Below are 21498 nucleotides of genomic sequence, written 5' to 3' on the forward strand. Positions count from 1 at the left end.
CATGCTCCTCGTCGTCGCGCGGGTGTCGCCGCAGGGATGCGCATCACAGCAGGTACTGGCTCAGGCCGCGCTTCACGAACGAGCCGTCGCCGGCCCGCCCGAGGTACTGCCGGTCGTCGACGACGACGCGGCCGCGGCTCAGCACGGTGTCGACGTGCCCGTCGATCTCGAACCCCTCCCACGCGGAGTAGTCCATGTTCATGTGGTGCGTCTGCTCCACGCCGATCGACGTGTGGCCCGCCGGGTCGTAGACGACGATGTCGGCGTCGGCGCCGGGCTGGATGACGCCCTTCCTGCCGTACAGGCCGAACATGCGCGCGGGGGTCGTCGCGGTGATCTCCACCCAGCGCTCGAGCGAGATGTGGCCGTCGACGACGCCCTGGTAGAGCAGGTCCATGCGGTGCTCGACGGAGCCGATGCCGTTCGGGATCTTCGAGAAGTCGCCGCGGCCCAGCTCCTTCTGGTCCTTCATGCAGAAGGGGCAGTGGTCGGTGGACACCATCTGGATGTCGTTCGTGCGCAGCGCGCTCCACAGCTCGTCCTGGTGGTGCTCGTGCTTCGAGCGCAGCGGCGTCGAGCAGACCCACTTCGCGCCCTCGAAGTCGCCCCACTCCTCGCTGCGGGCGCCGAGCTGCTCCTCGAGCGAGAGGTAAAGGTACTGCGGGCACGTCTCGCCGAAGACGTTCTGCCCGGCGTCGCGGGCCGCGGCGAGCTGCGCGACGGCCTGCTTCGCGCTCACGTGCACGACGTAGAGCGGCGCGCCGGTGAGGTTCGCGAGCATGATCGCCCGGTGCGTGGCCTCCTCCTCCATCTGCCAGGCGCGCGCGACGCCGTGGAAGTAGGGGTCGCTCTTGCCCTGCGCGAGCAGCTGCTGCACGAGCACGTCGATGGCCGGCCCGTTCTCGGCGTGCATCATCGTCATGAGCCCGGTGTCGGCCGCGACCTGCATGGCCTTGAGGATCTGCGCGTCGTCGGAGTAGAACACGCCCGGGTAGGCCATGAACAGCTTGTAGCTCGAGATGCCCTCGTCGGCGAGGCCGCGGAGCGCCGTGAGCGACGCCTCGTTGACGTCGCCGACGATCTGGTGGAAGCCGTAGTCGATGGCGCAGTTGCCGGCCGCCTTCTCGTGCCACGCGGCGAGGCCGTCCTCGATCCGCTGCCCGTACGTCTGCACCGCGAAGTCGATGATCGTGGTCGTGCCGCCCCAGGCGGCGGCGCGGGTGCCGGTCTCGAAGGTGTCGCTCGCGGCGGTGCCGCCGAACGGCAGCTCCATGTGGGTGTGCGCGTCGATCCCGCCCGGGATGACGTACTTGCCGGTCGCGTCGATGAGGTGGTCGACGGAGCGGGCGAGGTCGACGCCGAGCAGCTCGCTGCCGGGCGCGAGGACGGCGCGGATCGTCTCGCCGTCGACGAGCACGTCGGCGAGGGAGCTGCCGGTGGCCGACACGACGGTGCCGCCGCGGATGAGCGTGGTGGTCATGGCGGCGCCCCTACGGCTTCGCGATCCGGGTGTAGGAGTCGGGTCGGCGGTCCCGGTAGAACTGCCAGTCGTCGCGCATCTGCCGCACGACGTCGAGGTCGAGGTCGCGCACGAGCAGCTCCTCGTGCCCCTCGGCGCCGCGGTCCCCGACGAAGTTGCCGCGCGGGTCGATGACCTGGCTGGTGCCGTAGAAGTCGACGGCGAGCTCGCCGTACTCGTTGTCCTCGCGGCCGACGCGGTTGGGCTGCAGCACGAAGTAGCCGTTCGCGACGGCGGCCGCGGGACCCTCGACCTCCCACAGCCGGTTCGAGAGCCCGGGCTTCGTCGCGTTCGGGTTGAAGACCATGTGCGCGCCTGCGAGGCCGAGCTCGCGCCAGCCCTCGGGGAAGTGCCGGTCGTAGCAGATGTAGACGCCCACCTTGCCGACGGCGGTGTCGAAGACGGGGTAGCCGAGGTTGCCGGGACGGAAGTAGAACTTCTCCCAGAAGCGGTCGAGGTGCGGCAGGTGGTGCTTGCGGTAGGTGCCGAGGATCGAGCCGTCGGCATCGACGACGACGGCGGAGTTGTAGTAGACGCCGGTCTGCTCCTCCTCGTAGATCGGGAGGATCGCGACCATGCCGAGCTCCTTCGCGAGCGCGGCGAACCGCTGCACGATCGGGCCGTCAGCCGGCTCCGCGTAGGCGTAGTACTGCTTGTCCTGCGTGATGCCGAAGTAGGGGCCGTAGAAGAGCTCCTGGAAGCAGATGATCTGCGCACCCTGCTCCGCGGCCTCCCGCATGAACGCCTCGTGGCGATCGAGCATCGATGCCTTGTCGCCGGTCCAGGTGGTCTGGGTGATCGCTGCACGAACCGTGGTCATGCTCTTCCTCGACTTCCTCGCGTGGACGACGGCCGACGCTGGCCCCCGTGAGGAGCACTCTCCGGCCCTGCGGGCGCCACCGTCAAGAGGACTCTGCATTCCCGCCGTTTCGCGGGTGTTTCCCGAAGGTTGCTGTCTCGCTCGAGACCGGGGCGGTCGGAGGCGCGGCTCGGAGGTGCCGGACGGATGCGTCCCCGCCGCGGGCGTAGCATGGTGGTGCGCCGGGCATCACCTCCGCGCGCGGACCGCAGACCGTTCGCGCCAGCCTGCCCAGGAGCCCCGCCGATGCCCTTCCGCCTTCGTCCTCTCGTCGTCGTCGCCGCCGTGCCGCTGCTCGTGCTCGCGGGCTGCGCCTCCACCGGCCCCGCAGCCGGCCCGACGGCGGACCCGACGGCCGGCGCGGCCTCGCAGGCCGCCGCGGTGCAGGACTGCGGCATCGACGTGGCGCCTCGCACTGAGCCGGCCGAGCGCATCCTCGCCGTGAAGTCGACCGCTGCGGAGCTCGTCGTCGCGCTCGGCCTCGGCGACGCGCTCGTCTCGACCGCCTTCCTCGACGGGCCGCTCGAGATGGCGGACGGCGAGGCGCCGCCCACGATCGAGGGCATGCCGTCGCGCGAGGCCGTGCTCGCGCTCGAGCCGGATGCGGTGGTGGCGGGCTGGGAGTCGGCGTTCGCACCGGAGGCGGCGGGCGACCGCGCCGGGCTGCACGACCTCGGCGTGACGACGTGGGTCTCCCCCGCCGCGTGCCGGTCGGTCGACGTCGCGCCGCTCACGTGGGATGCCCTGCTCGGCGAGCTCGAGGACGCCGGCACCGTGCTCGGCGTGCCCGACGCGGGCGCGGCCCTCGCCGACGAGCAGCGGGCGGCGCTCGACGCGATCGAGCCGCTCGGGGACGACGGCACCGAGGCCACGGCGCTCTGGTACTCGTCGGGCGACGACGCGCCCTACGTCGGCGGCGGCTCCGGTGCCCCGCAGCTCGTGCTCGAGTCGGCGGGGCTGGAGAACGTCGCCGCCGATGTCGCCGAGCCGTGGACGACCATGTCGTGGGAAGCGCTCGCCGCGAGCGACCCCGACGTGATCGTGCTCGTCGACGCCGCGTGGCACACCGCCGAGTCGAAGATCGAGCGGCTGCGGGCGAACCCCGCGACGGCGCAGCTCGACGCGGTGCAGGAGGGCCGCTTCGTCGTCGTGCCGTTCCCGATGGCGGAGGCGGGCGTCGGCTCCGTCGACGCGGTCGGGCTCGTCGTCGACGGCGTCCGGGCGATGGCGCTGGGATGACCCGCATCGCGGACGGCACGAGCGCCGACGCCCCGAGCACGGACGCGACCAGCGCCACACGGTCGCGCGCGGGGCAGCGTGCGGCCGAGTCGCCCGTGGCCGCACGCCGCCGCCGGCGCTGGCTGCTGCCGGCGCTCGGCGCGCTGCTGCTCGCGCTCGGCGTCGCCGCCGCGTGCATCGGGGTGGCGGGCGTCGCGCCCGCCGATGCGCTCGCGGCGATCGCCGCCCGGCTCGGCGTGGGCGCGAGCCCGCTCGGCGCCGTCGGCGACGCGATCGTCGTCGACCTGCGGCTGCCGCGCATCCTCGCCGCCGCGGCCGTCGGCGCGGGGCTCGCGATCGTGGGGGCAGTGATGCAGGCGCTCGTGCGCAACCCGCTCGCCGACCCCTACCTGCTCGGCGTCTCGTCCGGCGCCTCGGTCGGCGCCGTGCTCGTGCTCGTCACCGGCCTCGGCACCGGCCTCGGCGCGCTCGGCGGTGCGGTGCTGCCCGCCGCCGCGTTCGCCGGCGCGCTGCTCGCCCTCGTCGCGACCCTCGGCCTCGCCGGCGCCGCGGGTGGGGCGACCCCCACCCGGACCGTGCTCGCGGGCGTCGTCGTGGCATCCGCCGCGAGCGCCGTCGTGAGCCTCGTGATCTTCTGGCGCGCCGATGGCGACGCGTTCCGCGAGATCCTCGCGTGGCTGCTCGGCTCGCTCGCGGCGTCCTCCTGGTCGAGCGCCACGATCGCGCTCGTCGGCGCCGCGCTGGCGCTGCCGCTGCTCGCGAGCGGCCGGCTGCTCGACGCGCTCGCCCTCGGCGACAGCACCGCCGGCGCGCTCGGCGTCGACGTGCGCCGCACCCGCTGGGTGCTGCTCGTGGCGTGCGCGCTCGTCACCGGCGCGCTGGTCTCGGTCTCGGGTGCGATCGGCTTCGTCGGCCTCGTCGTGCCGCACGCGGTGCGGCTGCTCGTGGGCGCGTCGCATGCGCTGCTGCTGCCCGCGAGCGGCCTCGCCGGCGCGATCGTGCTGCTCGTCGCCGACACCGTCGCACGCGCCGCCTTCGACCCGCGCGAGCTGCCGGTCGGCATCGTGACGGCGCTCATCGGCGCACCCGTCTTCGCGGCCCTGATGCTCAGCGGTCGGGTGCGGTCGTGAGCGGGGCGCGTCACGGCCTGGCCGTCGAGCGGCTCTCGGTCGCCGTGCGAGGACGCGCGCTCGTCGACGACGCGACCTGGTCGGCGCCGGCCGGGCAGATCACCGCGCTCGTCGGCCCGAACGGCGCCGGGAAGTCGACGATGCTGCGCGCGATCGCCGGGGTGCTGCCCGAGCGCGCGACGCACGCCGGCGGCGTGCTGCTCGACGGCGCGCGGCTCGACGGCCTGCCCGTCCGCGAGCGCGCGCGCCGCATCGCGCTCGTCGAGCAGTCGACGGATGCCGCGCCGCAGCTGACGGCGCGGGAGGCCGTGCGGCTGGGGCGCACGCCGCACCACCGCATGCTCGGGTTCTCGCTCGGCGACGAGCGCCTCGTCGAGGCCGCGCTCGCGGATGCCGGTGCGACCGGGCTCGCGGAGCGGCAGCTCGGCGAGCTCTCCGGCGGCGAGCTGCAGCGCGTGCACCTCGCGCGCGCCCTCGCCCAGCGCCCGGCGGTCGGCGAGCCGAGCGCGCTGCTGCTCGACGAGCCGACGAACCACCTCGACGTCGCCTGGCAGCTCGAGCTGCTCGCGCTCGTGCGCAGGCTCGCCGAGGACCGGCCGGTCGTCATGACGGTCCACGACCTCGGGCTCGCCGCGACCCACGCCGACCGGGTCGTGCTCGTCGACCGCGGCAGGGTGCTCGCGGAGGGCAGCCCGGACGCGGTGCTGACGGCCGAGCGGATCCGCTCGGTGTACGGCGTCGAGGCGACGATCGACGCGGCGCCGGACGGCGTCGCGATCCGCTATCGGAGGCTGACGGCATGAGGATCACCGCATGAGGATCACGCTGCTCGCGGGCGGCGTCGGCGGCGCGCGCTTCGCGCTCGGGCTGCGGGACGCGGCGCGCGAGCTGCCCGGCGACGCCGACATCCGCATCGTCACGAACGTCGGCGACGACGTGTGGCTCGCGGGCGTGAAGGTGTGCCCCGACCTCGACTCGCTGCTCTACGCGCTCGCCGGGGTCGGCGACACCGAGCGCGGCTGGGGACGCGCGGGCGAGAGCGAGCGCGTCGCCGCCGAGCTGACCGCCTACGGGGTCGGCTGGCCGTGGTTCACGCTCGGCGACCTCGACCTCGGCACGCACCTGGCACGCACGGCGATGCTGCGCGACGGCGCGACCCTCACCGAGGCGACCGCCCGGCTCGCGGCGCGCTGGCCGCTCGGTGCGACACTGCTGCCCGTCACCGATGACGAGGTGCCGACGCACGTCGTCACCGACGAGGGCGTGCTGCACTTCGAGGAGTGGTGGGTGCGCACGCGCGCGCAGCTGCCCGCGCACCGATTCGTGCAGCACGGGGTCGAGCGGTCGCGGATCGCCCCGGCCGCCCGCGCGGCGATCGCCGACGCCGACGTCATCCTGCTCGCGCCGTCGAACCCGGTGGTGTCGATCGGCACGATCGTCGGCATCCCGGGCGTGCGCGACGCGCTCGAGACGGCGACGGCGCCCGTCATCGGCGTCGCGCCGATCATCGGCGGCCGGGCCGTGCGCGGCATGGCCGAGGCGTGCCTCGCGGCGATCGGCGTCGAGGCGGATGCGGCCGCCGTCGCCGCGCACTACGGCGCGCGGTCGGCCGGCGGGCTGCTCGACGGGTGGCTGCTCGCCGAGGAGGACGCAGCGTCGCTCGCGACGGTCGAGGCGCTCGGCATCCGCGCGGCGGTGCACCCGCTGTGGCTCACGCCGGGCGCGCCGGCGGCCCGGGTCGCGCGGGATGCGCTGCAGCTCGCGGCGTCGATCGCCGGCTGAGCACCCCTCGCGCGGTCAGCTCGAGAGCGACGCCGCGGCGAGCACCGCGCGCGTGTGCTCCCCCACGCCGAGCTCCATCGCGAGGTGCAGATCGGCGAGCTCGTCGACGTCGATCCGGAGCCCCGAGTCCGGCGCGATGGGGAGCGGCGCGTGCCCCGCACGCCGATGCAGCGCCGCAGAGCCCGGGCCGAAGCGGGGGCGCAGCGCCTCCGCCCGGCGTGCCGCGAGCAGCGTCGTGCCCGTCGCGACCGCGTCGGGCACGTACGACCGCTCCTCGTGCTCGGCGAGCAGCAGGGCGGCATCGAGCACCTCGGCCGTGAGCGCGGGCAGGTCGCCGAGGATGACGGCGGCCGGCTCCTGCGGCTCGAGCTCGGCGAGGCCGGTGGCGATGGCGGCGCGGAGGCCGGCGCTCGGGTCGTCGACGACCTCGATGCCCTCGATGCCCTCGGTCACGGCCGGATCGCAGGTGACGACGACGACTCGGCCGATCGATCCGGCGTCGCGCGCCGCGCTGATGACGTCGCGGGCGAAGGCGACCGCGAGGGCGGCGCGAGCGTCGCCCGCATCGAGGCGCGACTTGCCGATCGAGCCCTTCACAGGGATGACGACCGCCCACTCCATGGCGCCAAGCCTACGGTGACGCGGGTGCGCTGCCCGACGCACCCGCTCCGCTACTCGTCGCGCAGCGGCGGCACGACGCGGAACAGGCTCGGCGGCAGCAGCGCCGCGAGCGCGCGCCGCCAGGGCGGCAGCGCCTCGGCGAGCGCGCGCCTCCCCCGGCGCACGTCGTCGTCCAGCACGCCGGGCTCGCGCGGGCCGTCGTCGAACACGGCACGCTCCGCCGCGAGCCGCACCCGGTCGACCGCGGGCGCGCCCGCCGGTGCGCGGGCGGCGATCGCCGCCTGCACCTCGCCCGGCGTCGCCGAGCCGGGCAGCCGCACCCCCGCATCCGCGAGCGACGCGCGCAGCTCGAGCCACGCGCCGGGCGCCCCTCGCCGCAGTCGCAGCAGGCGCTGCGCGGCGCGCACGAGCATCGGGAGCGCGAGCAGCAGCAGCACGCCGAGCCCGATGAGCCACCCGCGCAGCGCCGCCCAGTCGATCACGATGCCGGGGCCAGGGGCGGCGGTGGGCTGACCCGGCGCCGCGGATGCGCCCGGCGACGCCGACGGGGTCTGCGAGGCGGAGGGCGTGGGCGTCGGCGTCGGCGCGGCGGAGGTCGCGCTCGGCGTCGGGCTGGGCGTCGTCTCGGCGCCCTCGGGGCTCGCGACGCCGGTGCCGGCGCCGGGCGTCGTCTCGACCCGGACCCAGCCCGCGCCGTCGACCCACGCCTCCGCCCACGCGTGGAAGTCGTTCGTCGTCACCGAGCGGCCGCCGGCGATCTCGGCGCCCGGCAGGAACCCGATCACGACGCGCGACGGCACCCCCGCCCCGCGCAGCAGCGTCGCCGTCGCGCTCGCGTAGTGCACGCAGTAGCCCGCACGCGTGTCCAGGAAGCCGGCGAGCGCATCCCAGCCGTCGCCGCCGCCGCCCGCGAAGCCGGGCAGGTCGAGCCGCTCCGAGTAGTCCCACACGCCGCTCGTCATGAACCCGTGCACCGCCAGCACGCGCGCGCCGGCCGACATCCCCTCGTCGACGAGCGCGGCGCCCTGCGCGCCGATCGCCTGCGCCTCCGGCGGCAGCTCCAGCCAGGCGTCGTGACCCGTCGAGCCCGTGCCGGCCGGCAGCACCTCGAGCAGCGGCGACCGGCTGCCCGTGGCGGTGTACTCCAGCCCGGACTCGACGACGCCGGACTCGACGCGCAGCGCGTCGTTCGCGTCGTCCCAGCTCGCGCCGTCCGGCGCCGCGACGTCGAGCCCGCGCTCCGGCATCGGCAGGCTCTCGGCTCGCACGTCGCTCATCCGGACCGTCATCTGCAGCAGCGGTGCCGCGTCGGCGCCCTCGACGAGCACCGCGGGCTCGGCGGCCTGCGGCTCGACGTCGACGAAGCCGTTCGGCCCGGCCTGCGAGAGGGTCGTCACGCGCGTGACGGTCGGCTGGCCGTCGGTGGTCGCGTAGGTGAAGACCGGCTGCGGCTCCGGCCGCCGGAGCTCGTCGCCGAGGTCGATCGAGGCGTCGAGGATGGGCGTCGACGGCTGGAACAGGTCGTCGAGGGTGGGCAGGTCGACGTCGAGCTCGCGCGGGCTGGGCGCGACGAGCGGCACGGCCACCGCGACGAGCGCGGCGACGGCGACGAGGCCGATCGGCCCGGCCCACGGGCGCCCGAGCGCGAGGCGCTCGTCGATCGAGGGCGCGGCGAGCGCGAGCGCCGAGACGGCCGCGCCCGGCAGCGCGTGCCACCACGGCACGTCGACGCGGAACGCGATCGGCAGCAGCAGCGGCACGGCGGCGAAGAGGATGGCGATCGCCGGCGCCCGCAGCGCGAGGCCGATGAGGTCGACGTGCACCGCCAGCACCACCGCGGCCACCACGACGACGGCGAGCACGGGCGGCTCGAGCTCGATCGGGGTGGCGATCGCCCACGCGATGTCCTGCACGCCGACCGTGAGCACGCGCAGCGACTCCGCGACGGATGCGGGCGTCGGGATGACGCCGATCAGCGCGTCGTCGGCAGCGGTGAGCGCGGTCGTCCATCCGACACCGACGATCGCGGCGGCGGCCGACCCGGCGAACGTCGACCACGCGGCCCGCGCGAGCGCCGCGGCGATCCCCATCGACACCACGGCGAGCAGCACGGGCCACAGCCACTCGGTGCCGAGCACCGACTGCGTCGACCACAGCCACGCGACCGGCAGCGCGGCGAGCGCGAGCGTCTCGACGAGCCCAGCGCGGCTGCGGCGACGCCGGCGGCCGCGCGGCTCGACCGCGGCGGTCGCCGGTCGCTCGGGCGCGGCGGTGAAGGCGGGGGCGGTCATCGGAGCTCCCTGGCCGGCCCGACGCCGTCGATCCAGCGCTGGACCCGCACGCGCGACCCGGGCATGAGTCGGGTGTGCGGCGCGTCGAGGTCGGCGACGAGCCAGAGCGTCGAGCCGGGCGCGAGCGTCCAGCGCTCGGGCGCGGCCTCCTCGAGCGCGACGACGTGCGCCGCGGCACCCTCCCGCTGCGCCGGCTCTTCGCGCGCGACCGCCGAGAGCGTCGCGAAGGCCGCGAGCGCCGCGTCGCGGTCGCGCCAGTCGGCCGTGGCGATGCTCGGCGCGCCGGTCTCCGCCACCTGCACGATGCGGTCGCGACCGGCGAGCGCGCGCACGATCGAGCAGGCGGCGCGCGCGAGCCGGTCCTCCGCGTCGCGGCCGCGCCCCGCGGCGCCGGCCGTGTCGACGAGCACGAGCAGGTCGTCGGTGGCCGGGTTCGCCTCCTGACGCACCATCAGCTGGCCGCGCTTCGCCGACTGCCGCCAGTGCACGCGCCGCTGGGGATCGCCGGGCCGCCACTCGCGCACCATCGCGTCGATCTCGTCGGCGTTGCGGGTCTGCGACTGCTGCCCCGCCTCGCGGTTGGAGCGGAGCGACGCCGAGGGCACCGTGAGCAGCGCGGGGCCGACGACGACGCTCGAGCGCGGGTCGACGGAGCGGGTCGAGCGCATGACGCGGAACGGATCGAGCGAGGTGACCTCGACCGGCGCGAGCCGCCAGCGGCCTCGCGGCTGATCGCCGAGCGGCACCTCGGCGACGCCGTCGTCGTCGAGCGTCCCCTCGAGGTGGAGGTAGCGCTCGGGCCCGGGCGCCCAGGTCGCCCACCGGTCGCCCGCCTGCCGGCGGTCGGCGGCGATGCGCAGCACCGCGTGCTGCCCCTCCTCGAGCACGCCGGGTGCGGTGACGCGCACGCGCGTCGCGGTGCCGAGCACCCACCAGGCGCCGAGCAGCACGATGCCGAGGCACAGCGCCGCCGGCACGAGCAGCACGGCCTGGCGCTCCCAGTAGCCCGCGACGGCGAGCGCGACGCCCAGCAGCACGAGCACGATCCCCCGCGCCGTCGGGCGGGCGCGGGCTCGGTCGCGGGCCATCAGCGCATGACGGGGGCGACCGTGGTCGCGAGCGCGTGCGCCACCACCCGCCGGGCGTCGTCGTGCCGCGCGTGCGGGTCGTGCATCACCAGGTGGTGCGGGAGCACGTGCACGGCCAGCTCCTTGACGTCGTCGGGCGAGAGCCAGTCGCGCCCGAGCAGGTGCGCGCGGGCCTTCGCGGCGCGCACGAGCTGCAGCGTGGCGCGCGGGCTCGCGCCGAGGCGCACCTCGTGGTGGTCGCGGGTCGCGCGCGAGAGCCGCACGGCGTACCGCTCGACGAGCTCGTGCGCGCGCACCGAGCGGGCGACGCCGATCTCCTCCCGGAACTGCTGCTCGGTCGTCGCCGGGCGCACCGCGTCGAGCGGCTGCGCGACCTCGCGCGCCTGCACCATCGCGAGCTCCGCATCCTGGTCCGGGTAGCCGAGCTCGAGCCGCGCCATGAAGCGGTCGCGCTGCGCCTCCGGGAGCGCGTAGGTGCCCTCCATGTCGATCGGGTTCTGCGTCGCGACGACGAGGAACGGGGTCGGCAGCACGTGGGTGATGCCGTCGACGGTCACCTGCCCCTCCGCCATGCACTCGAGCAGCGCCGCCTGCGTCTTCGGGCTCGCTCGGTTGATCTCGTCGGCGATGACGATGTTCGCGAAGACCGGCCCGGGCTGGAAGCGCAGCTCGCCGGTCGTCTGGTCGAGCACCGACATGCCGGTGATGTCGCTCGGCAGCAGGTCGGGCGTGCACTGGATGCGCCGCACGGTGCCGCCGATCGCGGCCGCGAACGCGCGCGCGAGCTGCGTCTTGCCGACGCCCGGCACGTCCTCGAGCAGCACGTGCCCCTCCGCGAGCAGCACGGTGAGCACCGTGCGGATCTCGTCGGCCTTGCCGGAGATGACGGAGGCGACGGCGCGCTCGATGCGCGATCCCGGCGTCTCGACGACGGGCTCGCCGGGCGACGACGACGTCCGCGCCGGCGCGCTCACGACCGCGCGGGGGTCCTCAGCCTGCATGCGATGCTCCCGCCTCTGCCAGTGCGTCGATCCTGCCCGCCTCGCGACCGGCCCGGTAGGCCTCGTCGCTGCCGAGGTGGAACATGTCGCCCTCGCGACGCACGAGCCGGGTCGCGCCCGGCTCGTCGAGGCCCGCGACGTGGCGGCCGAGACCGCGCACGAGCACGACCGGCACCCCATCGGCCTTGCCTGCGACGAGCTCGGCGGCGCCGGCGATCTCGTCGGCGATCGCCGGCGCGGTGACGAGCAGCGGGCGGCCGTTCGCGTCGGTGCTCACCGGCTCGAGCACGCGGATGCCCGCAGCCCCGATCGCGACGTCGGTCTGGCCCATGCGCCAGGCGCGGCCGAGCGTGTCGCTCACGATGACGCCGATCGCCGCGCCGAAGCGCGACCGCAGCCGCTCGGCGATCGCGCGGGCCGACGCATCCGAGTCGAGCGGGAGCAGCAGGATCGTGCCGTCGTCGGTGTTCGAGGCGTCGACGCCCGCGGCGGCGAGCACGAGCCCGGTGCGGTGCTCGACGATGCGCGTGATGCCGCCCGGGAAGGCGCGCGAGGCGACGAGCCGCACCGACTCCTCGGTGATCGCCTGCTCTCGCTCGGCGGCCGGGCGGATGCGGCCCTCCGCCTTCGAGACGACCTTGCTCGTGACGACGACGATGTCGCCGTCGACGGGCGTGAGCGGTGCGACGGCGTCGGCCACGATCGCGGGCAGGTCGTCGCCGGGGCGGATCTCGCCGATCCCCCGCACTGCCCGCAGCTCGAGGTCGGCGGTGGGCGCCGGGTCGCTCATCGCGACTGCAGGAACGTGGCGACCGCGCGCGGCACGTAGGGGCTGATGTCGCCGCCGAGCTCGCTCACCTGGCGCACGAGGCTCGACGAGACGTGCGCGTTCTCCGGGTTCGGCAGCATGAAGATCGTCTCGATGCCGCCGAGGTTGCGGTTGACGATCGACATCGGCGTCTCGTACGAGAGGTCGGTCGACGAGCGGATGCCCTTCACGAGCACCTCCGCCCCCACCTGCTGGCAGTAGTCGACGAGCAGGCCCATCGACCAGTTCGCGATGCGGATCTCGCCCGAGATGCGCGCCTCCTCGATGGAGCGCTCGATGAGCGCCTCGCGCTCCGGCACCGGCAGGAACGCCTGCTTGTCGGGGTTGTGCGTCACGACGACGTGCACCTCGTCGAAGATGCTCGCCGCACGGCCGATCACGTCGAGGTGCCCGAGGGTCACGGGGTCGAAGGAACCGGGCACGACGGCGATGCGGGGCATGGGCAGAAGCGTACCGGTGGTCGCTATGGAAGCCGATCGCGCACGGTCAGGCCGTCACGAGCGCCGCCCGCGCATCCGGGTCGAGCCGCGCGTGCACGGCGAGGCGCAGCGCCGGATGCTCGGCGAGCGTCGGGTCGTCGTCGAGCACGGCGCGGGCGGCGTCGCGCGCCGCCTCGATGATCGACACGTCGCGCGCGACCCGCAGCACCCGCAGCCCGCTGCGGCCGCCCGACTGCGCGGCGCCGAGCACGTCGCCCTCGCCGCGCTGCTCGAGGTCGACCTCGGCGAGCGCGAAGCCGTCGAGGGTCGACGCGACGGCGTCGAGCCGCTCGCGTGCGGGTGAGAGCGGATCGGTCGCGCTCACGAGCATGCAGAGGCCCGCGTGCTCGCCGCGGCCGATCCGTCCACGGAGCTGGTGCAGCTGCGAGACGCCGAAGCGGTCGGCCGAGAGCACCACCATCATCGTCGCGTTCGGCACGTCGACGCCGACCTCGATGACGGTGGTCGCGACGAGCACGTCGATCTCGCGCGCCCGGAAGGCGCGCATGACCGCATCCTTCTGCTCGGTCGTGTCGGCGCCGGTGAGCGGCGCGATCTGCCGGCCGACGAGCGCGGGCACCTGGCGCAGGCGCTCGAGGGTGGTGGTGACGTCGTCGACCGGCGGCTGCGGCCGGCCGTCCTCCGGCGCCTCCTCGTCGCGGTCGATGCCCTCGAGCTTGCCGGGCGCGATCGCGGGGCAGACGACGAACGCCTGCCGCCCGGCCTCGAGCTCCTCGCGCATCCGCTCCCAGATGCGTCCGAACAGCTGCGGCTGCTCGGCCGGGTCGACGACGAAGGTCTTGATGGGGCTGCGCCCGGCGGGCAGCGAGCGGATCGTCGAGACGTCGAGGTCGCCGAACGCCGTCATCGCGATCGTGCGCGGGATGGGCGTGGCGGTGAGGACGAGGGTGTGCGGGTGGACGCCCTTCGCGCGCAGCGACTCGCGCTGCGCGACGCCGAAGCGGTGCTGCTCGTCGATGACGACGAGCCCCAGCTCGGCGAAGCTCGTGCGCTCGCTCAGCAGCGCGTGCGTGCCGACGACGATGCGGGCGGAGCCGGCGGCGATGCGCAGCAGCGCGCGCTTCCGCTCGGAGGCCGGCATCTGCCCGGTGAGGAGCGTCGGCTGCAGCTCTGCGGCGAGGTCGGGCCCGAGCGCCCGCGTGATGGAGCGGAGGTGCTGCACCGCGAGCACCTCGGTGGGCGCGAGCAGCGCCGACTGGCCGCCCGACTCGGCGACGACGAGCATCGCCCGCGTCGCGACGACGGTCTTGCCCGAGCCGACCTCGCCCTGCACGAGCCGGTGCATCGCCGTGCCGCTCGCGAGGTCGGCGAGGATCTCGTCACCGGTCGACCGCTGGTCGTCGGTGAGCTGCCACGGCAGGCTCGCGTCGAAGCGCTCCAGCAGGCGGCCCGGATGCCTCGGCGCGGTGGGCAGCGTGTCGAACCAGTCTCGGGTCGCGAGCAGGTACGTCTGCAGCAGGAACGCCTCGTGCCATGCGAGCGTGTGCCGGGCGCGATACGCGTCCTGCTCGACCTTCGGCTGGTGCGCGAGGCGCAGCGCGTCGGCGACCGGCATGAGCTTCTGCGTCCGGCGGACGGCGTCGGGCACCGGGTCGGGCACGTCGCCGAGCGCGTCGAGGCCCTGGGCCACGAGCGCCTGGATCTTCGTGGTGGCGAGCGTGGCGGTGGCCGGGTAGATCGGCACCGGCTGGTTGGCCCACTCCTCGGCGTCGATGCCCTCCGCCTCGTCGAACAGCTCGTAGTCGGGGTGCGCGAGCTGGCGCTTGCCCTTGTAGACGCCGACGGTGCCCGAGAACAGCGCGGTCACGCCCTGGTGCAGGTCGTCCTTGCGCCACGACTGGTTGAAGAACGCCAGGTCGAGCTCGCTCGTGCCGTCGGTGATCGTGATGCTCGTGAGCGTGCGCGGCCGGCCCTTCGCGTCGCGCTGCAGGTCGCGGTTCTCGACCGAGCGCACCTTCGCCACGACGGTGACGTGCTCACCGGGCACGAGGCTCGCGAGCTCGGTCAGCTCGCCGCGCTTCGCGTAGCGCCGCGGCAGGTGCCAGACGAGGTCGCCGAGCGTCTGCATGCCGAACGCGCGCTCGAGCTTCGTCGCCGCAGCCTTCGGCAGCACGCGCTCGAGCGGACGCTCGAACCCGTCGGGCAGCGCCCCGCCCGCCCTCTTCGTCGCCACCCGCCCAGGGTAGGCCGTGCCGCCGACGGGCACGGACGCATCCGCCGGTCCGCACCTGCCAAGATGGCCGCATGACGCGGATCGTCGGAGGCCTCGCGGGCGGGGCGAAGCTGCATGTGCCGGGGCCGGGCACCCGGCCCACCTCCGAGCGGGTGCGGGAGGCGATCTTCAACGCGCTCGACGCCCGCGGCCTGTGCGACGGCGCGCACGTGCTGGACCTCTTCAGCGGCTCGGGTGCGCTCGGGCTCGAGGCCGCGAGCCGCGGCGCCGAGTCGGTCGTGCTCGTCGAGCGCGAGCGGGGCGCGGCGAACGTGGCGCAGCGCAACGCCGAGATCGTCGCGAAGGCCGGTGCCGTGCGAGCGCTCGTGGAGCAGGTGGCCGTGCACCAGTACCTGCAGCGCTCCGGCCGGCAGTTCGACCTCGTGTTCGTCGACCCGCCCTACCGGCTCCCCGCGCACGAGATCTCCGCGGTCCTCTCGGACCTCGCCCCGCTGCTCGCGCACCCCGCGATGGTCGTCGTCGAGCAGTCGAAGCGCGCCGACCCCCTGAGCCTGCCGGGCGACCTGGAGGTCGAGCGCAGCCGGGACTACGGCGACACGCGGGTGCACTACCTGACGACGAGCGGCCTGGCCAACGACGTCGTGCCGCCCGATGCGCACCCCGACGCCGGGCAGGCGGACGCGGACGCGTGATCGCGCTCACGATCCGGCCCGCCGACTTCGCCGACGCGGCGCTCCTCGCGTTCCTGCAGGCGCACCTCGACGACCTCGCCCCCACCGCCCCGGCGTGCAGCCAGCACGCGCTCGACGTCGACGGGCTCCAGCGGCCGGGCGTCCGCGTCTGGACCGCGCGGTCCGCGGATGCGGCGCTCGTGGGCACGGTCGCGCTCGCGCCCGTCGATGCCGGCCACGAGGAGCTCAAGAGCATGCGCACGGATCCCGCGCGGCGCGGCGCGGGCATCGGCGCGACGATGCTGCGCCACGCGATCGACGACGCGCGCTCGCGCGGCGTCCGCCGGGTCTCGCTCGAGACGGGCAGCCAGCCGTTCTTCGCACCCGCACGGGCGCTCTACGCGAAGCACGGGTTCGTCGAGTGCCCGCCGTTCGGCAGCTACCGGCCCGACCCGAACAGCACCTTCATGACCCTCCCGCTCGAGGATCAGCCCGCGCGATAGGGATCCCAGCCGCGCGGCTCGAGCGGCTCCCCGTCGAGCGTGACGTCGCCCGCTCCTTGCGCCGCCTGCTCGACCCGGCCGATGCGCCGCACCGGGTGCCCGGCGAGCTCGGCGGGCGGCGCGACGCCCGCTGGCAGCGTGACGAGCAGCGCGTGGTCCTCGCCGCCGTGCAGCGCCGCGGCCAGCGCGGCGTCCGGCGACGCGGCGGCGACGGCGGCCTCGTCGAGCGCGATCCGCACGTGGGATGCGCGCGCGACGCGGGCGGCGTCGAGCGCGAGGCCGTCGGAGACGTCGAGCATCGCGGTGGCACCGAGATCGGCGAGCAGCGTGCCGGCCCCGATCGGGGTGACGGGGGCGAGCTGCGCGGCGATGGACGCGCCGTGCGCACCCGCGCGCAGCAGCTCGGCGGCGTCGCGGTCGGGCTCGGCCGCCTCGTCGACCGCTTCGACGAAGAGGTGGCGCAGGCCCGTCGCCGCCCGGCCGAGGTCGCCGACGACCCACACCGCATCCCCCGGCCGCGCGCCGGAGCGCAGCACCGGGGGGCGACCCTCGAGGTCGCCGAAGGCCGTCACCGCGATGACCGCGTGGCGGGAGGTGCCGAGGTCGCCGCCCACCACGCCGACCCCCGGTGCCATCGCGGCGATCGCGTCGCCCAGGCCGCGCGCGAGCTCCTCGAGCGCGCCGATGCGGGTCGACGGCGGCACCGCGAGCGCCACGACGAGCGAGGTCGGGCGCGCGCCCATCGCCGCGACGTCGATGAGGTTCGTCGCGACGGCCTTCCAGCCGAGGTCGTGCCAGCGCGACCAGCCGAGCCGGAAGTCGGCGCCCTCGAGCATCGTGTCGGTCGTGACCACGAAGCGCCCGTCGGGTGCGGCGACGACCGCGGCGTCGTCGCCCGGGCCCACCGCGGTCGCGTCGCCCTCGGGCAGCAGCGGCAGGAAGCGCCGCAGCGCCTCGAGCTCGCCGGCCTCGTGCAGCGTGGCGTCGTCCATGGGGCAACGGTAGCCCGCGTCCGCGAACGCCGACGCCGACGGTGCGCTCGATCGGGCAGAGCGGCACCCGAACCCCGCCGGGCGGTCGGTGCAGCGCTCTGCCCGATCGAGCTCGCGCAGCCGGCCCCGCCGATAGTCTCGAGGCGTGCGCAACCTCCCCCTCGCCGCGGCCGCGGCCGCCGTGCTCACGCTCTCCGGCTGCGCCGCCGCCGTCATCCTGCCGCCCGCCGACGAGGCCTCCGCGCCCGGCTGCGCCGCGGTCGTCGTCTCGCTCCCCGAGGCGCTCGGCGACGAGAGCCTGCCGCAGCCGCTCGAGCGCCGCACCACGACCGCGCAGGGCGCATCGGCGTTCGGCGATCCGAGCGCCGTCACGCTGCGCTGCGGCATGCCAGAGCCCGCGCCGTCCACCGCCCGCTGCATCACGATCGGCGAGGTCGACTGGCTCGAGGTCGCGGCCGAGGAGAACATCTGGACGTTCGTGAGCTACGGCCGCTCCCCCGCGACCGAGGTCGTCATCGACACGGATGTCGTCAGCGCCGTGACCGCGCTCGAGGGTGTCTCGAGCGCCGTCGCCCGCACCGACCGCACGGGCGCCTGCACCTAGGCAGCGTCCTCCGCGAGCACGTCGGGCAGGAAGACCCGCCCGTCGTCGTGGCCGGGGTCGAGCACGATCGCGTGGCCCGGCGGGATGGCCGCCGCGAGCTCGGCGCCCGTGACCTTCAGGTGCCGCTTCGTGCGCGTGGCGAAGCCGCCGATGCGCTGCGTCGACGTGAACGCCACGACGAGCTGCATCCCCTTGTGCGGCAAGACGAGGAACCGGCCGGAGGCCGGATCGCGCGGGTCGCCGACGACCGCCGGCACGACGAGCTCTGCCTCGCGCACGACCGCCCAGGCGGCCGCGTGGTCGGTGGCGGGGATCGTCTGCAGGGCATCGAGCGTCGGGTTCTCCATGCGGCAATGCTCGCAGACGTGCTGCCGGACGTGCTGACGGCCGAGCGCCAGGAGCCGCTCGCGGCGGGACCGCGGCAGGTGGTGTGGGCGCGCTCTGGGAGACTGGACGCATGGCCCTCGACTTCACCGCGATCGACTTCGAGACGGCCAACGGCAACGCCGCATCGGCCTGCGCGGTCGGCCTCGTGAAGGTGCGCGACGGCCTCGTGGTCGACCGGTTCTCGACGCTCATCCGCCCCACGGCGCCCTACGACGAGTTCTGGGAGTGGAACACCCGCATCCACGGGATCTTCGCCCACCAGGTGCTCGACGCGCCCGACTGGGTCGAGACGCAGCGGCAGATCCTCGCGTTCGGCGGCGACGACGTCTACGTCGCCCACAACGCCGGCTTCGACCGCGGGGTCATGCGCGCGGCCGCGAAGGCGGCCCGGCTGCCCGTGCCCGACATGCGCTGGACCGACTCGCTGCGGATCGCCCGCAAGACGTTCGCGCTCGAGTCGTACCGGCTGCCGGTCGCGGCGCTCGCCGCCGGCTTCGACGACTTCCGCCACCACGACGCCGCCGGCGACGCCGAGGCGTGCGCGGCGATCGTCATCGGCGCGGCGAAGCGCCACGAGCTCGACGAGCTCGGCGACCTCGTCGCGCGCTGCATGTCGGCCGTGCACGAGATCGGCGAGCGGCACGAGGAGCTGCGCGAGCTCGAGGCGGCGCGTCGCAACGCGCAGCGCGAGCGGCCCTGGTGGCAGTAGCCGCCCCCCGGCACCCGCCCGCCGCGCTCACGGACCCGATCCCGGACGGTGGACCCGAGATCTGGGGTCCATCATCCGGAGTCGGGTCCGCGAGCCGAACCGGCTCGCGGACGCGCCCGCGTCAGTCGTTCGCCGCGACGTGCGCGAGCAGCTCCTGCACGAAGCGCGCCTCGTCCTCGAGGTGCGGCGAGTGGCCCGCGCCCTCGAAGACGACCTCCCGGTAGGCGCCGCCGTTCGCGGCGTACGCGTCGAGGACCGCGCGGGTCTGCGCGATCATCGGCTGCGGCGGCGCCGCCTCCTCCCCCGGCCAGCCGGGCACGATGCCGTGCTTGCCGAGCGTGTTGAACTCGAAGAACGACTCGTCCGCGACGATCGCGTCGTGCGCGCCGCGGACCCACAGGACGGCGGGCTTCACGGGCGCCTCGACGATGCCGGTCAGGTCGAGGTGCACGACCGACATCGCGTTGAGGATGCCGCGCCCGCCGGCCGCGAAGCCGGGCCACGAGTCGGAGGCGACGCCGTCGCCGGGCTGGTTGTCGGGTCCGGTCCTCGTCGACAGCATCGACTCGACCCAGAGGTCCTCGCGGCCGTCGTCGAAGCCGGGCGCGACGTAGCTCGAGCGGAAGACGCTGCGCGGGCTCGTCGCCTCGTCCGCCGACGTGTCGCCCGCCTCGAGCCGGGCGATGAAGTCGGCGTTGACGCCCAATCCGCCCGTGCCCGCCCCGTCGGGCGTGCACGGCGTGCCGTCGCGCCGCGAGCCGAAGCCGTGCGGCGGCACGGGCGCCTGCAGCGTGATCGAGCGCACGAGCTCCGGGCGGTCGAGCAGCAGCTGCAGCACGACGCCCCCGCCCATCGACCAGCCGACGACGTGCACCCCCGAGAGGCCGAGCGCGTCGAGCACCGACGCCACGTCGTCGGAGAGGTCGCGGAGGCCGCGCGTCGCGTCGACGGGGAGGGTCTCGCTGTCGCCGTAGCCGCGCAGGTCGATCGCGACGCTCGGCCGCGGGAGCGCGAGCATGAGCGGCTGGAAGAAGAGCGACGACGACACGTTGCCGTGGATGAGCACGATCGGCGTCGCGTCCCGCGCGCCGGCATCGGTGCCCGGCGCGCGGAGCACGGATGCCCGCAGCCGGTCGGTCTCGACGAAGACCTGCTCGACGCCTTCGAGGATGGTGCTCACGCGAGGATCTCCGGCTCGGTCTGCTCGCGCAGCTCCTCGAGCGTGACGCCCGGCGCGAGCTCGACGAGCCGCAGCCCCTCGGGCGTCACGTCGAGCACGGCGAGGTCGGTGATGATGCGGTCGACGACGCCCTTGCCGGTGAGCGGCAGCGAGCACGCGTCGACGATCTTCGCCGAGCCGTCCTTCGCCACGTGCTCCATGAGCACGATGACCTTCGCGGCGCCGTGCACGAGGTCCATCGCGCCGCCGGGACCCTTCACCATCTTGCCGGGGATCATCCAGTTGGCGATGTCGCCGGAGGCCGACACCTGCATCGCGCCGAGGATGGCCGCGTCGATCTTGCCGCCGCGGATCATCGCGAACGACGTGGCCGAGTCGAAGAACGACGTGCCCGGCAGCGTCGTGACGGTCTCCTTGCCGGCGTTGATGAGGTCGGGGTCGACCGCATCCTCCGTCGGGTACGGGCCGACGCCGAGGATGCCGTTCTCGCTCTGCAGCACGACGGTCACGTCGTCGGGCACGTAGTTGGGCACGAGCGTCGGCAGCCCGATGCCGAGGTTGACGTAGTTGCCGTCCTCGAGCTCCTGCGCCGCGCGCGCGGCCATCTCGTTCCGTGTCAGTGCCATGTCAGCTCTCCCCTGTGCTCTCTACTGCTCGGTGACGGTGCGGCGCTCGATGCGCTTCTCGATGTCGGTGCCCACCTCGACGATGCGGTGCACGAACACGCCCGGCAGGTGCACGGCGTCCGGATCGATCTCGCCCGGCTCGACGAGCTCCTCGACCTGCGCGATGCAGATCCGGCCGGCCATCGCGGCGGGCGGCGAGAACTGGCGCGCCGCCTTGTTGAAGACGAGGTTGCCGTGGCGGTCGCCGCGGAGCGCGTGCACGAGCGCGAAGTCGGTCGTGATCGCCTCCTCGAGCACGAACTCCCGCAGCTCGCCGTCGACCTCGAACGTCGCCGTCGGCTTCGGGGCGGATGCCTTCGCGACCGTGCCGTCGGCGTTGTAGCGCTGCGGGAGGCCGCCCTCCTGCACCTGCGTGCCGACGCCCGTGCGCGTGTAGAACGCGGCGATGCCGGACCCGCCGGCGCGCAGCTTCTCGGCGAGCGTGCCCTGCGGGGTGAGCTCGAGCTCGAGCTCGCCCGTCAGGTAGCGGCGCTCGAACTCCTTGTTCTCGCCCACGTACGACGACGTCATCTTGTCGATCTGGCCAGCCCGCAGCAGCAGCCCGAGGCCCCAGTCGTCGACGCCGCAGTTGTTCGAGACCACCTTGAGGCCGCGCACGCCGCGCTCCTCGAGCGCCCGGATGAGCGCCATCGGGTTGCCCGAGAGGCCGAAGCCCCCGACGGCGAGCGTCGCGCCGTCCTGGATGTCGGCGACGGCCTCCGCCGCGGAGCCGTAGGTCTTGTCGATCGCCATCG

The 21498-nt window shown here is 74.9% G+C and carries 22 protein-coding genes; 8 read left to right on the forward strand and 14 right to left on the reverse strand.

Annotated elements, in window-relative coordinates; translation table 11 throughout:
- Window positions 1-43: 43 nt before the first annotated feature.
- Together hydA and ABIB37_RS01025 are read right to left on the reverse strand one after the other, a co-directional pair.
- The gene (gene hydA / locus ABIB37_RS01020; protein WP_354255590.1) at window positions 44-1480 is read right to left on the reverse strand and encodes a dihydropyrimidinase; all 1437 of its coding nucleotides are present in this window, start codon (window positions 1478-1480) and stop codon (window positions 44-46) included.
- A gap of 10 nt (window positions 1481-1490) precedes the next feature.
- Complete coding sequence (locus ABIB37_RS01025; protein WP_123697378.1) at window positions 1491-2339, reverse strand: nitrilase-related carbon-nitrogen hydrolase; 849 nt, start codon at window positions 2337-2339, stop codon at window positions 1491-1493.
- Between the two features lie 285 nt (window positions 2340-2624).
- Between ABIB37_RS01025 and ABIB37_RS01030 the strand changes: the two genes are divergently transcribed.
- From ABIB37_RS01030 to cofD, 4 genes are read left to right on the forward strand one after another with little or no spacing between them, the layout of a single operon-like run.
- A complete protein-coding gene (locus tag ABIB37_RS01030; protein ID WP_354255593.1) occupies window positions 2625-3617 on the forward strand; it encodes an ABC transporter substrate-binding protein in 993 nt (330 codons plus the stop codon).
- Window positions 3614-4747: an iron chelate uptake ABC transporter family permease subunit gene (locus ABIB37_RS01035; RefSeq protein ID WP_354255596.1), complete on the forward strand. Its 1134-nt coding sequence runs from the start codon at window positions 3614-3616 to the stop codon at window positions 4745-4747. The genes ABIB37_RS01030 and ABIB37_RS01035 overlap by 4 nt, the downstream gene beginning before the upstream one ends.
- Entirely contained in the window at window positions 4744-5550 is an 807-nt protein-coding gene (locus ABIB37_RS01040) for an ABC transporter ATP-binding protein (RefSeq protein WP_354255598.1), read from the forward strand. Before ABIB37_RS01035 ends, ABIB37_RS01040 begins: the two co-directional genes overlap by 4 nt.
- 10 nt (window positions 5551-5560) lie before the next feature.
- The gene (gene cofD, locus ABIB37_RS01045; protein ID WP_354255601.1) at window positions 5561-6529 is read left to right on the forward strand and encodes a 2-phospho-L-lactate transferase; all 969 of its coding nucleotides are present in this window, start codon (window positions 5561-5563) and stop codon (window positions 6527-6529) included.
- Between the two features lie 15 nt (window positions 6530-6544).
- On the opposite strand, the gene cofC is transcribed toward cofD, so the two are convergent.
- Genes cofC through ABIB37_RS01080 form a run of 7 tightly spaced genes read right to left on the reverse strand, consistent with a single transcriptional unit; the run spans window position 6545 to window position 15032 of the window.
- Window positions 6545-7150 (reverse strand): 2-phospho-L-lactate guanylyltransferase, encoded by a 606-nt coding sequence (cofC, locus tag ABIB37_RS01050; protein WP_354255603.1) that lies wholly within the window; start codon window positions 7148-7150, stop codon window positions 6545-6547.
- A 50-nt stretch (window positions 7151-7200) separates the two neighbouring features.
- Window positions 7201-9441: a transglutaminase-like domain-containing protein gene (locus tag ABIB37_RS01055; protein WP_354255606.1), complete on the reverse strand. Its 2241-nt coding sequence runs from the start codon at window positions 9439-9441 to the stop codon at window positions 7201-7203.
- On the reverse strand, window positions 9438-10529 hold the full coding sequence (locus ABIB37_RS01060; protein ID WP_354255609.1) for a DUF58 domain-containing protein: 1092 nt from the start codon (window positions 10527-10529) through the stop codon (window positions 9438-9440). Before ABIB37_RS01060 ends, ABIB37_RS01055 begins: the two co-directional genes overlap by 4 nt.
- Entirely contained in the window at window positions 10529-11530 is a 1002-nt protein-coding gene (locus ABIB37_RS01065) for an AAA family ATPase (RefSeq protein ID WP_354255611.1), read from the reverse strand. Before ABIB37_RS01065 ends, ABIB37_RS01060 begins: the two co-directional genes overlap by 1 nt.
- Complete coding sequence (cofE, locus tag ABIB37_RS01070) at window positions 11520-12320, reverse strand: coenzyme F420-0:L-glutamate ligase (RefSeq protein WP_354255613.1); 801 nt, start codon at window positions 12318-12320, stop codon at window positions 11520-11522. The genes ABIB37_RS01065 and cofE overlap by 11 nt, the downstream gene beginning before the upstream one ends.
- Entirely contained in the window at window positions 12317-12799 is a 483-nt protein-coding gene (coaD, locus tag ABIB37_RS01075) for a pantetheine-phosphate adenylyltransferase (RefSeq protein ID WP_354255616.1), read from the reverse strand. The genes cofE and coaD overlap by 4 nt, the downstream gene beginning before the upstream one ends.
- 46 nt (window positions 12800-12845) lie before the next feature.
- Window positions 12846-15032 (reverse strand): ATP-dependent DNA helicase RecG, encoded by a 2187-nt coding sequence (locus tag ABIB37_RS01080; RefSeq protein WP_354255619.1) that lies wholly within the window; start codon window positions 15030-15032, stop codon window positions 12846-12848.
- A 71-nt stretch (window positions 15033-15103) separates the two neighbouring features.
- Between ABIB37_RS01080 and rsmD the strand changes: the two genes are divergently transcribed.
- Window positions 15104-15724: a 16S rRNA (guanine(966)-N(2))-methyltransferase RsmD gene (gene rsmD / locus ABIB37_RS01085; protein WP_354255621.1), complete on the forward strand. Its 621-nt coding sequence runs from the start codon at window positions 15104-15106 to the stop codon at window positions 15722-15724.
- Window positions 15721-16206, forward strand: coding sequence for a GNAT family N-acetyltransferase (locus ABIB37_RS01090; protein ID WP_354255624.1), 486 nt, complete (start codon window positions 15721-15723; stop codon window positions 16204-16206). Before rsmD ends, ABIB37_RS01090 begins: the two co-directional genes overlap by 4 nt.
- On the opposite strand, the gene thiL is transcribed toward ABIB37_RS01090, so the two are convergent.
- Entirely contained in the window at window positions 16191-17198 is a 1008-nt protein-coding gene (gene thiL / locus ABIB37_RS01095; RefSeq protein WP_354255627.1) for a thiamine-phosphate kinase, read from the reverse strand. The two genes, ABIB37_RS01090 and thiL, sit on opposite strands and share 16 nt — an antisense overlap.
- A gap of 145 nt (window positions 17199-17343) precedes the next feature.
- Here thiL and ABIB37_RS01100 point away from each other — a divergent pair, with 145 nt between their 5' ends.
- Window positions 17344-17802 (forward strand): DUF3515 family protein, encoded by a 459-nt coding sequence (locus ABIB37_RS01100; protein ID WP_354255630.1) that lies wholly within the window; start codon window positions 17344-17346, stop codon window positions 17800-17802.
- Here the strand turns inward: ABIB37_RS01100 and ABIB37_RS01105 are convergent.
- Entirely contained in the window at window positions 17799-18149 is a 351-nt protein-coding gene (locus tag ABIB37_RS01105) for an SseB family protein (protein ID WP_354255632.1), read from the reverse strand. The two genes, ABIB37_RS01100 and ABIB37_RS01105, sit on opposite strands and share 4 nt — an antisense overlap.
- 110 nt (window positions 18150-18259) lie before the next feature.
- Here ABIB37_RS01105 and ABIB37_RS01110 point away from each other — a divergent pair, with 110 nt between their 5' ends.
- Window positions 18260-18898 (forward strand): exonuclease domain-containing protein, encoded by a 639-nt coding sequence (locus tag ABIB37_RS01110; RefSeq protein ID WP_354255635.1) that lies wholly within the window; start codon window positions 18260-18262, stop codon window positions 18896-18898.
- 121 nt (window positions 18899-19019) lie between these two features.
- Here the strand turns inward: ABIB37_RS01110 and ABIB37_RS01115 are convergent, their stop codons facing one another.
- From ABIB37_RS01115 to ABIB37_RS01125, 3 genes are read right to left on the reverse strand one after another with little or no spacing between them, the layout of a single operon-like run.
- A complete protein-coding gene (locus ABIB37_RS01115) occupies window positions 19020-20078 on the reverse strand; it encodes an alpha/beta fold hydrolase (RefSeq protein WP_354255637.1) in 1059 nt (352 codons plus the stop codon).
- Window positions 20075-20704 carry a CoA transferase subunit B gene (locus tag ABIB37_RS01120; RefSeq protein WP_123697360.1) on the reverse strand — a complete coding sequence of 210 codons (630 nt, stop codon included), beginning with the start codon at window positions 20702-20704 and terminating at the stop codon, window positions 20075-20077. Before ABIB37_RS01120 ends, ABIB37_RS01115 begins: the two co-directional genes overlap by 4 nt.
- Before the next feature lie 21 nt (window positions 20705-20725).
- A complete protein-coding gene (locus ABIB37_RS01125) occupies window positions 20726-21496 on the reverse strand; it encodes a CoA transferase subunit A (protein WP_354255639.1) in 771 nt (256 codons plus the stop codon).
- Window positions 21497-21498: the final 2 nt, after the last annotated feature.

The sequence above is a fragment of the Agrococcus sp. UYP10 genome (assembly GCF_040547205.1).
Taxonomy (GTDB): domain Bacteria; phylum Actinomycetota; class Actinomycetes; order Actinomycetales; family Microbacteriaceae; genus Agrococcus; species Agrococcus jenensis.

What these genes read in the sequence shown, in the direction of transcription:
- hydA (WP_354255590.1), bottom strand. Translation starts at nt 1,480, where the DNA reads ATGACCACCACGCTCATCCGCGGCGGCACCGTCGTGTCGGCCACCGGC.
- ABIB37_RS01025 (WP_123697378.1), bottom strand. Translation starts at nt 2,339, where the DNA reads ATGACCACGGTTCGTGCAGCGATCACCCAGACCACCTGGACCGGCGAC.
- ABIB37_RS01030 (WP_354255593.1), top strand. Translation starts at nt 2,625, where the DNA reads ATGCCCTTCCGCCTTCGTCCTCTCGTCGTCGTCGCCGCCGTGCCGCTG.
- ABIB37_RS01035 (WP_354255596.1), top strand. Translation starts at nt 3,614, where the DNA reads ATGACCCGCATCGCGGACGGCACGAGCGCCGACGCCCCGAGCACGGAC.
- cofD (WP_354255601.1), top strand. Translation starts at nt 5,561, where the DNA reads ATGAGGATCACGCTGCTCGCGGGCGGCGTCGGCGGCGCGCGCTTCGCG.
- cofC (WP_354255603.1), bottom strand. Translation starts at nt 7,150, where the DNA reads ATGGAGTGGGCGGTCGTCATCCCTGTGAAGGGCTCGATCGGCAAGTCG.
- ABIB37_RS01055 (WP_354255606.1), bottom strand. Translation starts at nt 9,441, where the DNA reads ATGACCGCCCCCGCCTTCACCGCCGCGCCCGAGCGACCGGCGACCGCC.
- ABIB37_RS01060 (WP_354255609.1), bottom strand. Translation starts at nt 10,529, where the DNA reads ATGGCCCGCGACCGAGCCCGCGCCCGCCCGACGGCGCGGGGGATCGTG.
- ABIB37_RS01065 (WP_354255611.1), bottom strand. Translation starts at nt 11,530, where the DNA reads ATGCAGGCTGAGGACCCCCGCGCGGTCGTGAGCGCGCCGGCGCGGACG.
- cofE (WP_354255613.1), bottom strand. Translation starts at nt 12,320, where the DNA reads ATGAGCGACCCGGCGCCCACCGCCGACCTCGAGCTGCGGGCAGTGCGG.
- coaD (WP_354255616.1), bottom strand. Translation starts at nt 12,799, where the DNA reads ATGCCCCGCATCGCCGTCGTGCCCGGTTCCTTCGACCCCGTGACCCTC.
- rsmD (WP_354255621.1), top strand. Translation starts at nt 15,104, where the DNA reads ATGACGCGGATCGTCGGAGGCCTCGCGGGCGGGGCGAAGCTGCATGTG.
- thiL (WP_354255627.1), bottom strand. Translation starts at nt 17,198, where the DNA reads ATGGACGACGCCACGCTGCACGAGGCCGGCGAGCTCGAGGCGCTGCGG.
- ABIB37_RS01105 (WP_354255632.1), bottom strand. Translation starts at nt 18,149, where the DNA reads ATGGAGAACCCGACGCTCGATGCCCTGCAGACGATCCCCGCCACCGAC.
- ABIB37_RS01110 (WP_354255635.1), top strand. Translation starts at nt 18,260, where the DNA reads ATGGCCCTCGACTTCACCGCGATCGACTTCGAGACGGCCAACGGCAAC.
- ABIB37_RS01120 (WP_123697360.1), bottom strand. Translation starts at nt 20,704, where the DNA reads ATGGCACTGACACGGAACGAGATGGCCGCGCGCGCGGCGCAGGAGCTC.
- ABIB37_RS01125 (WP_354255639.1), bottom strand. Translation starts at nt 21,496, where the DNA reads ATGGCGATCGACAAGACCTACGGCTCCGCGGCGGAGGCCGTCGCCGAC.